Source organism: Klebsiella sp. GG_Kp173 (assembly GCF_040062415.1).
GTDB lineage: Bacteria > Pseudomonadota > Gammaproteobacteria > Enterobacterales > Enterobacteriaceae > Klebsiella > Klebsiella quasipneumoniae.
Genome location: NZ_JBEAFZ010000088.1, coordinates 123,363 through 135,770, shown reverse-complemented (window position 1 = coordinate 135,770; position 12,408 = coordinate 123,363). Strand labels below are relative to the sequence as shown.

At 58.4% G+C, this 12,408-nt stretch carries 13 protein-coding genes; 8 read left to right on the top strand and 5 right to left on the bottom strand.

What is annotated here, in order from left to right; translation table 11 throughout:
- Entirely contained in the window at nt 1-933 is a 933-nt protein-coding gene (rfaD, locus tag ABLU50_RS23605) for an ADP-glyceromanno-heptose 6-epimerase (RefSeq protein WP_057212700.1), read from the bottom strand.
- 213 nt (nt 934-1,146) lie between these two features.
- Here rfaD and kbl point away from each other — a divergent pair, with 213 nt between their 5' ends.
- The 3 genes from kbl (at nt 1,147) to ABLU50_RS23590 (ending at nt 4,336) form a co-directional block, all read left to right on the top strand.
- Nucleotides 1,147-2,340 (top strand): glycine C-acetyltransferase, encoded by a 1,194-nt coding sequence (gene kbl, locus ABLU50_RS23600; RefSeq protein WP_017900044.1) that lies wholly within the window; start codon nt 1,147-1,149, stop codon nt 2,338-2,340.
- A 12-nt stretch (nt 2,341-2,352) separates the two neighbouring features.
- Nucleotides 2,353-3,378, top strand: a complete 1,026-nt coding sequence (tdh, locus tag ABLU50_RS23595; RefSeq protein ID WP_043522712.1) for an L-threonine 3-dehydrogenase — start codon at nt 2,353-2,355, stop codon at nt 3,376-3,378.
- 169 nt (nt 3,379-3,547) lie between these two features.
- Nucleotides 3,548-4,336: a glycosyltransferase family 2 protein gene (locus ABLU50_RS23590; protein WP_017900043.1), complete on the top strand. Its 789-nt coding sequence runs from the start codon at nt 3,548-3,550 to the stop codon at nt 4,334-4,336.
- Between the two features lie 5 nt (nt 4,337-4,341).
- Here ABLU50_RS23590 and ABLU50_RS23585 read toward each other — a convergent pair whose 3' ends face one another.
- Genes ABLU50_RS23585 through gpmM form a run of 3 tightly spaced genes read right to left on the bottom strand, consistent with a single transcriptional unit; the run spans nt 4,342 to nt 8,127 of the window.
- Nucleotides 4,342-5,298 (bottom strand): divergent polysaccharide deacetylase family protein, encoded by a 957-nt coding sequence (locus tag ABLU50_RS23585; RefSeq protein ID WP_017900042.1) that lies wholly within the window; start codon nt 5,296-5,298, stop codon nt 4,342-4,344.
- Between the two features lie 3 nt (nt 5,299-5,301).
- Nucleotides 5,302-6,573: a murein hydrolase activator EnvC gene (gene envC, locus ABLU50_RS23580; RefSeq protein ID WP_004205048.1), complete on the bottom strand. Its 1,272-nt coding sequence runs from the start codon at nt 6,571-6,573 to the stop codon at nt 5,302-5,304.
- A gap of 9 nt (nt 6,574-6,582) precedes the next feature.
- A complete protein-coding gene (gpmM, locus tag ABLU50_RS23575; protein ID WP_023319322.1) occupies nt 6,583-8,127 on the bottom strand; it encodes a 2,3-bisphosphoglycerate-independent phosphoglycerate mutase in 1,545 nt (514 codons plus the stop codon).
- A gap of 245 nt (nt 8,128-8,372) precedes the next feature.
- Here gpmM and ABLU50_RS23570 point away from each other — a divergent pair, with 245 nt between their 5' ends.
- From ABLU50_RS23570 to cysE, 5 genes are all read left to right on the top strand, one after another.
- Nucleotides 8,373-8,804: a rhodanese-like domain-containing protein gene (locus tag ABLU50_RS23570; RefSeq protein ID WP_004205046.1), complete on the top strand. Its 432-nt coding sequence runs from the start codon at nt 8,373-8,375 to the stop codon at nt 8,802-8,804.
- A gap of 104 nt (nt 8,805-8,908) precedes the next feature.
- A complete protein-coding gene (gene grxC / locus ABLU50_RS23565) occupies nt 8,909-9,160 on the top strand; it encodes a glutaredoxin 3 (RefSeq protein ID WP_002922429.1) in 252 nt (83 codons plus the stop codon).
- A 60-nt stretch (nt 9,161-9,220) separates the two neighbouring features.
- Complete coding sequence (gene secB / locus ABLU50_RS23560) at nt 9,221-9,688, top strand: protein-export chaperone SecB (protein ID WP_002922428.1); 468 nt, start codon at nt 9,221-9,223, stop codon at nt 9,686-9,688.
- Nucleotides 9,688-10,707, top strand: a complete 1,020-nt coding sequence (gene gpsA, locus ABLU50_RS23555; protein WP_004205045.1) for an NAD(P)H-dependent glycerol-3-phosphate dehydrogenase — start codon at nt 9,688-9,690, stop codon at nt 10,705-10,707. The genes secB and gpsA overlap by 1 nt, the downstream gene beginning before the upstream one ends.
- Nucleotides 10,708-10,780: 73 nt before the next feature.
- Nucleotides 10,781-11,602 carry a serine O-acetyltransferase gene (cysE, locus tag ABLU50_RS23550; protein ID WP_002922426.1) on the top strand — a complete coding sequence of 274 codons (822 nt, stop codon included), beginning with the start codon at nt 10,781-10,783 and terminating at the stop codon, nt 11,600-11,602.
- Nucleotides 11,603-11,704: 102 nt separating this feature from the next.
- On the opposite strand, the gene trmL is transcribed toward cysE, so the two are convergent.
- The gene (gene trmL, locus ABLU50_RS23545; RefSeq protein ID WP_004205043.1) at nt 11,705-12,178 is read right to left on the bottom strand and encodes a tRNA (uridine(34)/cytosine(34)/5-carboxymethylaminomethyluridine(34)-2'-O)-methyltransferase TrmL; all 474 of its coding nucleotides are present in this window, start codon (nt 12,176-12,178) and stop codon (nt 11,705-11,707) included.
- Between the last annotated feature and the right edge of the window lie 230 nt (nt 12,179-12,408).

Sequence of the window (12,408 nt, the reverse complement as noted above, 5' to 3'; positions counted from 1 at the left end):
TTACGCGCCCCGATTCAGCCAGGCCATATACTCCGTTACGCCTTCGGCAACGGTTTTGAACGGTTTGTCATAGCCCGCTTTACGCAGGTTAGTCAGATCCGCCTGGGTGAACGCCTGGTAGCGGCCTTTCAGTTTGTCCGGGAACGGGATGTACTCGATGCTGCCTTTTTTGTGGTACGCCAGGGTCGCATCGGCGACGGCCTGGAAGGATTCCGCGCGGCCGGTGCCGAGGTTGAAGATGCCGGAAACGCCGTTTTCCCAGAACCACAGGTTGACGTCAGCCACGTCGCCGACGTAGACGAAGTCGCGCTTGAAGCCGTCGCTGCCTTCGAACAGTTTCGGACTTTCGCCATTATTCAGCTGGGTGTTGAGGTGGAAAGCGACGCTCGCCATGCTGCCTTTGTGGCCTTCGCGCGGCCCGTAGACGTTGAAGTAGCGGAAGCCGACGATCTGCGAATTGGCTTCAGGCAGGATCTGACGGACGTATTCATCGAACAGGAATTTGGAGTAGCCGTAGACGTTCAGCGGCTGCTCGTACTCGCGGGACTCGATGAAATCGCTGGTGCGTCCACCGTAGGTGGCTGCCGAAGAGGCGTACAGGAACGGAATTTCGCGCTCCATGCAGTAGTGCAGCAGCTCTTTGGAGTACTGATAGTTGTTGTCCATCATGTACTTGCCGTCCCACTCCGTGGTGGAAGAGCACGCGCCTTCGTGGAAGATAGCGTCAATGTCGCCGAACTCTTCGCCTGCCATAATCTGGATCAGAAAGTCTTCTTTATCCATGTAGTCAGCGATGTTCAGGTCAACCAGGTTCACAAACTTGGTGCCGTCTTTCAGATTGTCGACAACCAGAATGTCGGTAATGCCCTTGTCGTTCAGCGCTTTAACGATGTTGCTGCCGATAAAGCCTGCGCCGCCGGTTACGATGATCATAACTGTACCTTTGAAGTTGAGAGCCCGGAGACAATCCGGACATGAATGCTCATATCATATCACCACATGAGCAAGCCTACAGCCATTCGCAGAATAAGGTGCTGGGCTGACGTGATTTATGCTGCAAATAATTCATTCAGGCATGCATCATCTCGTATCAGCGTATAGCTTTGGGTAATATGTGCCAAATTTTGCCGAATCTGGAGAGTTGCAATGCGTGGTGATTTCTACAAACAGTTAACTAGCAATCTGGAGACCGCTCGGGCCGAAGGCTTGTTTAAAGAAGAGCGCATCATCACCTCGGCGCAGCAGGCGGACATTACCGTCGGCGATAGCCACGTGATTAACTTCTGCGCCAATAACTATCTGGGTCTGGCCAACCACCCGGCGCTGATCGACGCGGCGAAATCCGGCATGGACAGCCACGGCTTCGGGATGGCCTCGGTACGCTTCATCTGCGGCACCCAGGATACGCACAAGCAGCTGGAGAAGAAGCTGGCGGATTTCCTCGGTATGGAAGACGCGATCCTCTACTCCTCCTGCTTCGACGCCAACGGCGGCCTGTTTGAAACGCTGCTCGGCCCGGAAGACGCCATTATCTCCGACGCCCTGAACCATGCCTCTATCATCGACGGCGTGCGCCTGTGTAAAGCGAAACGCTTCCGCTATGCCAACAACGACATGCAGGAGCTGGAAGCGCGCCTGAAAGAAGCCCGCGACGCCGGGGCGCGTCACGTGTTAATCGCCACCGACGGCGTCTTCTCGATGGATGGCGTGATCGCCAACCTGAAAGGCGTATGCGATCTGGCGGATAAATACGATGCGCTGGTGATGGTCGATGACTCCCACGCCGTCGGCTTCGTCGGCGAAAACGGCCGCGGCTCCCACGAATACTGCGACGTGATGGGTCGCGTCGACATTATCACCGGCACGCTGGGTAAAGCGCTGGGCGGCGCCTCCGGCGGCTACACCGCCGCACGCAAAGAGGTGGTCGAGTGGCTGCGCCAGCGTTCCCGTCCGTATCTGTTCTCCAACTCTCTGGCGCCGGCCATCGTGGCCGCCTCCATCAAAGTGCTGGAGATGGTCGAAGAGGGTGCAGACCTGCGCGATCGCCTGTGGGCCAACGCGCGTCTGTTCCGTGAAAAAATGACCGCGGCAGGCTTCACTCTGGCGGGCGCCGACCACGCCATCATTCCGGTGATGCTGGGCGAAGCGGTGGTGGCGCAGAACTTTGCCCGCGAGCTGCAGAAAGAAGGGATCTATGTCACCGGCTTCTTCTATCCGGTGGTACCGAAAGGCCAGGCGCGTATTCGCACCCAGATGTCGGCGGCGCATACCCCTGAACAAATTGAGCGTGCGGTGGAAGCCTTTACCCGCATCGGTAAACAACTGGGCGTCATCGCCTAATAAGGGTGTGAGATGAAAGCGTTATCCAAACTGAAAGCGGAAGAAGGCATCTGGATGACCGACGTACCGGAACCGGAAGTCGGCCATAACGATCTGCTGATTAAAATCCGCAAGACCGCCATTTGCGGGACCGACGTGCACATCTACAACTGGGATGAGTGGTCGCAGAAGACTATTCCGGTACCGATGGTGGTCGGGCACGAATATGTCGGCGAAGTGGTGGGGATTGGCCAGGAAGTGCGCGGCTTTAAGATTGGCGACCGCGTCTCCGGCGAAGGGCATATCACCTGCGGCCACTGCCGTAACTGCCGCGCGGGCCGTACCCACCTGTGCCGCAACACCATCGGCGTGGGCGTCAACCGCCCGGGCTGCTTTGCTGAGTATCTGGTGATCCCGGCCTTTAACGCCTTTAAAATCCCCGACAATATCTCTGATGACCTGGCGTCTATCTTCGACCCGTTCGGCAACGCTGTGCACACCGCGCTCTCCTTCGATCTGGTGGGGGAAGACGTGCTGGTTTCCGGCGCCGGTCCGATCGGCGTGATGGCGGCGGCGGTGGCGAAACACGTCGGCGCGCGTAACGTGGTGATCACCGACGTCAACGAGTACCGTCTTGAGCTGGCGCGCAAAATGGGCGTTACCCGCGCGGTGAACGTGGCCAAAGAGAACCTTAATGACGTGATGGTCGAGCTGGGGATGACCGAAGGTTTCGACGTGGGCCTGGAGATGTCCGGCGCGCCGCCGGCGTTCCGCAGCATGCTGGATACCATGAACCACGGCGGTCGTATCGCGATGCTGGGTATTCCACCGTCAGATATGTCCATTGACTGGACCAAGGTCATCTTTAAGGGGCTGTTTATCAAAGGGATCTACGGCCGCGAGATGTTCGAAACCTGGTATAAGATGGCGGCGCTGATCCAGTCTGGTCTGGATCTTTCACCGATCATCACCCACCGCTTCGGCATTGACGACTTCCAGAAGGGTTTTGACGCCATGCGCTCCGGCCAGTCTGGTAAAGTGGTTCTGAGCTGGGAATAACGCCTCCGGTCTGTTGTAAAAACCAGCAAAAAAGGCGCCTGCGGGCGCCTTAATTTAGATTTGGATAACATTTTTAGCCTGCTTAATATCAAGCGCACAATTTCTACATCGATTTTACGGTTATTCGCTTATACAGTGTGTTTAGTCGCGGTTTAACTTTGTAACTATCATGCTTAAACTCTCCGTATGCTTACTGACCTGTAACTCTGCACGTCTGCTCATGGAGGTGCTGCCCCCGCTGCTGAGGGTAGCCGATGAGTGTATTGTCGTCGACTCCGGTAGCACCGACGAAACGGTGTCTATTTGTCAGCAGTTTGGTCTCACCGTCCATCACCATGCCTATAAAGCCCACGGCGCGCAGATGAACTATGCCATTGGGCTGGCCAGCCATGACTGGGTGCTGTGCATGGACAGCGATGAAATTCTTGATAACGACGTCGTGTCGGCCATTCAGGCGTTAAAAGCGGGGGAGGAGCCTGACCCGGCCTGCGCCTGGCGTTTGCCGCGCTACTGGTTTGTCCTCGGCAAGCAGGTGCGGACGATCTACCCCATTTCCTCGCCGGATTACCCGGTGCGCCTCTTTAACCGCCAGCAGGCGCGATTTAACGACCGGCCGGTGGATGACCAGGTGGTTGGACACGCGCGATCCGTCAGGCTGCCTGGCTTTGTACGCCATGACACCTTTTATTCGCTGCATGAAGTGTTTAATAAGCTGAACAGCTATACCACCCGGCTGGTGAAGCACCAGCAGATCAAACCTTCGCTGGCGCGGGGGATTGTCAGCGCCATTGGCGCTTTCTTTAAATGGTATCTGTTCAGCGGGGCGTGGCGCTATGGCAAAGTCGGCGTGGTCACCGGCCTGTACGCCACGTTTTATAGCTTTCTCAAATATTTTAAGGCGTGGTACGCCCACGAAGATAACCAGGCGCCCGTCGCGCAAAAGCGAACGGACCCCTGAGTGGTCTAGTTGCCGGGATTGTCCCAGCCCTGCCATTTGAGGCGATAGTACTGGACCAGCGCGCTCTGGCTGATGCTGTCGCTGAGGATAGTGAAGAAGCGGCTGGCGTTCACGGGCTCCAGCGGGCGCTTCGGCTTGCAATACTTCACGCCGTGGAACGGATTACGCGGCTTCTGCTGCTGCGGCGCCGTTTGTTGCGCGGGCGGCTGAGTGTAGTTTGGCGTCGAATTGTCGACCTGCGGCTCGTTGAGCAGGCTGCTCGGGCGCACCAGCGTGATATCCGGCGGCAGGCTATAGACCATCTGCTGCAGCACCCGCACCGTCGTCGGATGCGGATGGCCAATGGCTATCGCCGAACCGTTACGACGCGCCAGGGCGATGGCGCGGTTGAACTGGGTGCGGATATCGGCTTCATTCTGCGTATCGTCAAGAAACACCTTGCGCTTAATCACTTTCACCCCGGTGCCCTGCGCGGCGCGCATGGCCTGGGTATTGCCGATGGTCACGCTGTCGAGAAAATAGAGATTGTAGCGCTCCAGGGCCTGCATCACCTTCTGCATGCCAAACAGGTTGGAGGTCATCGCGCTGCCCATATGGTTATTCAGCCCGACGGCGTAGGGGACTTTGCCGTAAGCCTCGCGAATGATGCGCTCGATCTCCTCGCTGCTCATTTCGGGACGCAGGGTGTCTTTTTCCAGCGGCTGTTTGCTGAGCGGCGCCATCGGCAGGTGGATGAGCACTTCATGGCCCAGATTATGCGCTTTCGTGGCCATTTCCCGGGCGTGCGGCGCGTTCGGCAGCACGGCGACGGAGATAGTGGAAGGCAGCGCCAGCACCTGATTTTCGGTCTGCGGGCGGTAGCCAAAATCGTCAATAACGATGGAGAGTTTGCCAGCGAACGCTGGCGCCGCCAGAGCCAGCGAACCGGCTACGGCAAGAGCAATTGCGCGAAATTGAAGCAAAACTTATCTTCCCAACCACGGCTGTGGATTGACCGCCTGACCCTGGCGGCGAATTTCGAAATAGAGCGACGGACGGCCCTGACCGCCGCTGCTGCCTACGAGCGCGATAGGCTGACCGGCACGCACCTGCGTACCGACGCTGACCAGCGCGCTTTGGTTATAGCCATACAGGCTCATGTCGCCTTTGCCATGCTCGACCACCACCACCAGACCATAGCCCTGCAGCCAGTCGGCCAGAATGACCCGACCATCGGCAATGGCTCTGACTTCGGTGCCTTCAGACGCGGCGATAACCATCCCTTTCCAACGTAGTTCACCTTGCAGCTGTTCGCCATATCGATGAAGGAGCGGACCGCGAACCGGCCAGAACGCCTGACCGCGCGGCGAGCCTAGTCCGCCGGTGCGTGACATCAGCGAACGCTCGCTTTCCGTTGGTTTATAGGTGGTGCCTTTGCGCGATGCTTCCTGCTGGCGGTCGCGCACCGCCTGCGCATCGCGTGCTTCCCGATCGGCTCGGGCTTTGGCGGCAGCCTCCGCCTGGGCGATACGACCGCGTAGGCGCGATTCGTTAGCCCGCAATTCACTTAACTGTTGCTGACCTTGCTGAATGGAGGATTCCAGTCCGGAAAGGGTCTTTTTCCGTTCGTTACGCGCCTGCTCCAGCTTCGCCTGCTGAGCTTTTTGCTCGTAGACCAGCGTCTGCTGCTGGCTCTGCTTCTCTTCGAGCATCGACTTTTGCACCGCCATCTCTTCGCGCGTTTTCTTCAGTTCCGCGATGGTTTCCTGACGGGCCTGGTTGAAATAGCTGAAGTAGACCTGCATCCGCTGATTGCGCTGGCCCTCTTCACCGCTCAGCACCATCTGGATGCCGGTATGCGGCCCCTGGCGGAACGCGGCGTCAAGCTGCGCGGCGAGGTTACGCTCCTGAGACGCGCGCTGGCGCTCCAGCTTCGCGAGAGAGGCGTTCATTTCGTCAATCTGCTTATTGAGCTGGTTCAGGTTGTCCTGGGTTTCGCGCAGTTTGCGGGCCGCGGCGGCGATCGCTTCTTCCTGCGCTTTGAGCTGGGCGAGCAGGCTTGCGCGCTGCTGCTGCTGTTGCTTAATCGCCCGCTGCCTGGCGGCGATGTCGGCCTGGATGGACTTAAGCTGATCGCGATCGTCGGCGTGCGCAGATGACGCGCACAGTAATACGCCAGCGCTGAGCGCGCTGGCGTAAAGGACGGATCGAACTGCCGTTGCGATCCATGTAGTTGAATACGTCGCCTTTCCCCTCATGGGGAAGGATTATTCCACGATGAACAGCGGCTTGCCAGTCATCTCTTGCGGGATTTCCATTCCCATCAGCGACAGCATGGTTGGGGCGATGTCGGAAAGTTTGCCGCCATTGACCGCTTTAACCGCTTTGTTACCGACGTAGATCAGCGGAACCGGCAGGTTAGTGTGGGCGGTATGCGCCTGACCGGTGGCCGGGTCGCGCATCTGCTCGGCGTTACCGTGGTCGGCGGTGATCAGCAGCTGACCGCCAACGGATTCCACCGCCTGCGCCACCTGATCGATGCAGTGATCCAGCGCTTCAACGGCTTTTACGGCGGCTTCCATCACCCCGGTATGGCCAACCATATCGCCGTTCGGGTAGTTACAGATGATAGTGTCGTACTGGCCGCCTTTGATGGCCGCGACCAGTTTCTCGGTCAGCTCGGCGGAGCTCATTTCCGGCTGCAGATCGTAGGTCGCTACTTTCGGCGAATTAATCAGAATCCGCTCTTCGCCTTTGAACGGCTCTTCTACGCCGCCGTTGAAGAAGAAGGTGACGTGGGCGTATTTTTCAGTTTCGGAGATGCGCAGCTGGGTTTTATCGTGCTTGGCCATCCACTCGCCGAAGGTATTGGCCAGCGAGGCGGGCGGGTAGGCGCAGGCCACTTTGATGTCGGCGGCATATTCGGTGAGCATCACGAAGTCGAGGTTAACCACTTTCTTACGCGCAAAGCCGTCGAAGTCGGCGTTGACGAAGGCGCGGGTGATTTCGCGCGCGCGGTCAGCACGGAAGTTCATGAAGATCAGCGCATCGCCATCTTCCATCGCCGCATCGGCCTGGCCGGCGGCGCGGATCACGGTCGCTTTCACGAACTCGTCGTTTTCGTCACGGGCGTAGGCAGCCTGCAGACCGGCGACGGCGGTATCGGCCTGGAATTCGCCTTTCGCCAGGGTCATCAGGTCATAGGCCTGCTCAACGCGATCCCAGCGGTTGTCGCGGTCCATGGCGTAGTAGCGGCCGATGAGCGACGCGATGCGGCCTTTGCCCAGCGCGGCAAATTTGGCTTCGAATGTCGCCAGCGTTTTTTCCGCGCTGCGCGGCGGCGTATCACGGCCGTCGAGGAAGGCGTGCAGGTAGATCTTCTCAGCGCCGCGCTCTGCCGCCAGCTCCACCATCGCCATGATGTGATCTTCGTGGCTGTGGACGCCGCCTGGCGACATCAGACCCATGATATGTACCGCTTTGCCGGCGGCAACCGCTTTATCGACCGCGGCGGTCAGTACCGGGTTGGCGAAGAAGGTGCGTTCTTTAATTTCCACATCGAGACGGGTCAGGTCCTGATAGACGATACGACCGGCGCCCAGGTTGACGTGACCCACTTCGGAGTTCCCCATCTGACGGTCCGGCAGGCCAACTTCCAGGCCGGATGCATCGATCAGGGTATGCGGACGTTTGGCCCACAGGGCGTCCATTACCGGCGTTTTAGCGCTGTAAATGGCGTTATCCTGTTGGTCTTCGCGATAGCCGTAGCCATCCAGAATCACCAGTACCATAGGTTTTTTAGTAACCGACATTGCGACAACCTCATGCTCAAAGACAGAAATTTTGCGTAATTTTACTACAGCTGAATCGTTTAAATCCCCGTGAAAGATCAAAGAAAGGGAGCGGCCAGTCCGCGGCGCGTCAGCGAGAACGGCTTTTTTTCGCCGCCGCCCGCAGAAAATACATTACATCGCGCTCACTGGCTGTAATTGCCGCAAGGCACAGGTATACTCCTTTCCTGGTTTTTTTCTCACTTAGTCGGGAGTTGTAACCCCCCATGCAAGAAATTATGCAATTCATCGGCCGTCACCCTGTTCTGAGCATCGCGTGGATCGCGCTGCTGGGGGCGGTGCTGTTCACCACCTTCAAGGGCCTGATGTCGAAAGTTAAAGTCATCACCCGTGGTGAAGCGACGCGTCTTATCAATAAAGAAGACGCGGTAGTGGTCGACCTGCGTCAGCGTGACGATTTCCGTAAAGGCCATATTGCCGGCGCCATCAACCTGCTGCCCAGCGATATCAAAGCGAATAACGTCGGCGAGTTGGAAAAACACAAATCGCAACCCATTATTGTGGTAGACGGTTCCGGCATGCAGGCGCAAGAGCCAGCCAACGCGCTGAACAAAGCCGGGTTTGAAAAAGTCTTTGTACTGAAAGAGGGCATTGCTGGCTGGAGCGGCGAAAACCTCCCTCTGGTACGCGGCAAATAACTTACCTCGCGTGGTGATGCCGCCGCGTTTTCCCCGTCGCGCCTGACGTGAGGGGAACACAGGCTGCGGCGTAAAACCCTCAGGGTAATAACAGGAGTGAAGTCATGGCCAATATTGAGATCTACACCAAAGCGACCTGCCCGTTCTGCATCCGCGCGAAAGCGCTGCTGAACAGCAAAGGCGTAACGTTCCATGAGTTGCCGATCGATGGCGATGCCGCGAAGCGTGAGGAGATGATCCAGCGCAGCGGACGGACGACGGTTCCGCAGATTTTTATTGATGCGCAGCACATTGGCGGCTGTGACGACTTGTATGCGCTTGATTCACGTGGTGGACTTGATCCCCTCTTGCGCTAATTTTTGCGCGCTTTCCCTGCCGGAAGCGCGTATTTAAGGACAACACGAAAGGGTTTTACTATGTCAGAACAAAACAGCACCGAAATGACCTTCCAGATCCAGCGTATCTATACCAAAGATATCTCTTTTGAAGCGCCGAACGCGCCGCAAGTTTTCCAGAAAGACTGGCAGCCGGAAGTTAAACTTGATCTGGATACCGCCTCCACCCAGCTGGCTGAAGGCGTTTATGAAGTGGTGCTGCGTGTAACCGTGACCGCTGCGCTGGGCGAAGAGACCGCGTTCCTCTGCGAAGTACAGCAGGGCGGTATTTTCTCCATCGACGGCATCGAAGGCACCCAGATGGCGCACTGCCTTGGCGCATACTGCCCGAACATTCTGTTCCCGTACGCGCGCGAGTGCATCACCAGCCTGGTTTCCCGCGGTACCTTCCCGCAACTTAACCTTGCGCCAGTGAACTTCGACGCGCTGTTTATGAACTATCTGCAGCAGCAGGCTGGCGAAGGTGCTGAACAACATCAGGATGCCTGATGAACGCACTTAATGCTGCAATGACTGTGATCGGTGCCGGCTCTTACGGCACCGCTCTTGCCATCACCCTGGCAAGAAATGGCCACCACGTTGTGCTCTGGGGCCATGACCCGAAACATATCGCGACGCTGCAACACGATCGCTGCAACGCCGCGTTCCTTCCCGATGTGCCTTTCCCGGATACGCTGCATCTTGAAAGCGACCTGGCCACCGCGCTGGCTGCCAGCCGCGATATTCTGGTGGTGGTGCCAAGCCATGTGTTTGGTCAGGTGTTACGCCAGATTAAACCGCTGATGCGTCCTGACGCGCGTCTGGTGTGGGCGACCAAAGGCCTTGAGGCCGAAACCGGTCGTCTGCTGCAGGACGTGGCGCGTGAAGCGCTGGGCGATGATATCCCGCTGGCGGTGATCTCCGGGCCAACCTTCGCCAAAGAGCTGGCCGCCGGCCTGCCGACGGCGATTTCGCTGGCGGCGACGGATCCGCAGTTTGCCGAGGATCTGCAGCACCTGCTGCACTGCGGCAAGAGCTTCCGCGTCTACATCAACCCGGACTTTATCGGCGTACAACTCGGCGGCGCGGTGAAAAACGTCATCGCCATCGGGGCGGGGATGTCGGACGGCATCGGCTTCGGCGCCAATGCGCGGACGGCGCTGATTACCCGTGGCCTGGTGGAAATGTCTCGCCTTGGCGCGGCGCTGGGCGCCGACCCGGAAACCTTTATGGGGATGGCCGGCCTCGGTGACCTGGTGCTCACCTGCACCGACAACCAGTCCCGTAACCGTCGCTTCGGCATGATGCTCGGCCAGGGGATGGACGTGCAAAGCGCCCAGGAAAAGATTGGCCAGGTGGTTGAAGGCTACCGCAATACCAAGGAAGTTCGCGTTCTGGCACAGCGTTTAGGTGTCGAAATGCCAATAACCGAGGAAATTTATCAGGTATTGTATTGCGGAAAAATTGCGCGCGAGGCAGCATTGACCTTATTGGGTCGCGCCCGCAAGGACGAGCGCAGCAGCAATTAGCTTTCCTTTGTCACCTGAATGACCCTGCCAGCGCAGAACTGGCAGGTCATTACCATATCGCCTGGAGTATGCAATGCCGTGTGAAGAACTGGATATCGTCTGGAATAATATTAAAGCCGAAGCCCGGGCTCTGGCTGACTGTGAGCCAATGCTCGCCAGTTTTTACCACGCAACGTTACTCAAGCATGAAAATCTGGGCAGCGCACTGAGCTATATGTTGGCCAACAAGCTGGCTTCCCCGATTATGCCGGCGATCGCCATTCGCGAAGTGGTGGAAGAAGCCTACGCCGCCGACCCGGAAATGATCGCCTCCGCCGCCTGCGATATTCAAGCGGTGCGCACGCGTGACCCGGCGGTGGATAAATACTCCACGCCGCTGCTCTATCTGAAGGGTTTCCATGCTCTGCAGGCCTATCGTATCGGCCACTGGTTGTGGACGCAGGGCCGGCGTGCGCTGGCGATTTTCCTGCAAAACCAGGTCTCCGTCTCTTTCCAGGTGGATATCCACCCGGCGGCGAAAATCGGCCGCGGGATCATGCTCGACCACGCCACCGGTATTGTGGTTGGCGAAACGGCGGTGATTGAGGATGACGTCTCTATTCTGCAGTCGGTCACCCTCGGCGGTACCGGTAAAACCAGCGGCGACCGTCACCCGAAAATTCGCGAAGGCGTGATGATTGGCGCCGGAGCGAAGATCCTCGGCAATATCGAAGTCGGGCGTGGGGCGAAGATTGGCGCCGGTTCGGTGGTATTGCAGCCGGTTCCGCCGCACACTACCGCGGCGGGCGTACCGGCGCGCATCGTCGGCAAGCCGGAGAGCGATAAGCCGGCGATGGATATGGATCAGCATTTCAACGGTATTCACCACACTTTCGAGTACGGCGACGGGATTTAACGTCTTGCCCGGTGGCGCTGTGCTTACCGGGCCTGCGATCTCATCCCGCCAGCCTGTCGCCCGGATAAGGCGCCGTGCGCTGCAATCCGGGAATCGCTCAGGCTAGCTGCGCAGCACCGCGCCTGGATACCCCAGCTGCCGCCAGGCCTCATACACCACCACCGACACCGCATTCGACAGGTTCATGCTGCGGCTGTCCGGCATCATCGGAATCCGAATTTTCTGCTCCGGCGGCAGGGCATCCAGAATGCTCGCCGGCAGACCGCGGGTTTCCGGACCAAACATCAAGAAATCGCCATCCTGATAGCTGACCGCGCTGTGGGCCGGCGTGCCTTTGGTGGTCAGGGCGAACAGGCGCTGCGGCTGCGCGCTGGCGAGAAATGCCGCGTAATCGGCGTGGCGCTGCACGGCGGTGAACTCGTGATAGTCCAGTCCGGCGCGTCTCAGGCGCTTATCGTCCCAGGTGAAGCCCATGGGCTCAATGATATGCAGACTGAAGCCCGTGTTGGCGCACAGGCGGATAATATTCCCGGTGTTCGGCGGGATCTCTGGTTCGAATAACACGATGTTCAGCATACTGCCCCCTTAATTGCGGGGGGCAGAATAGCAGATATTTGGTCAACCCTCACCCCGGCCCTCTCCCTGAGGGAGAGGGGGAAAACCGGCGCCGGTCGGTGGGCCGGAGGACGCGGGTGAAAGGACCCACCCAACCTTCGGTACTTCACCTGGACGGAGGGGAACGCTACTGCTAGCCTGGCTGCCGGACGGTTCCCTCTCCCTGACGGAGAGGGTGAGGAGAGAGAGCA